This window comes from Clostridium sp. ZBS2, assembly GCF_023845855.1.
GTDB classification, from domain to species: Bacteria; Bacillota; Clostridia; order Clostridiales; family Clostridiaceae; genus Clostridium; species Clostridium aquiflavi.
On the sequence record NZ_JAMQIF010000180.1, the window covers coordinates 1 to 295 of the forward strand.

A 295-nucleotide genomic window follows, 5' to 3' on the forward strand; every position below is an offset into this window, starting at 1 on the left:
GTTTATGATTGATGCCGAAACAGAGTCGGAAGAACTTTGTGACGCATTATTAAGTGAGAATTTTTCAAGGGTTCCCGTTTTTACAGGCGATCAGGACTCGGTGCTAGGTATTCTGCATATGAAAGATTTTTTTGCGGAAGCGAGAAAGTCAGGTTTTGAAAACATTGATGTGAAGGCGCTCGTTAAAGACGCGTATTTTGCGCAAGAGACGATGTTTATTGACGATCTACTTAAAAATATGCAAAGAACTAGAAATCAAATGGCTATTTTAATGGATGAATACGGTGGTGTTGCT

1 protein-coding gene is annotated in these 295 nt (G+C 39.0%); it reads left to right on the forward strand.

The genetic code is table 11. The features are described from left to right. Window positions 1-295 (forward strand): CBS domain-containing protein (locus NG918_RS16865; protein WP_252227208.1); only part of this gene is annotated, 295 nt, incomplete at both ends.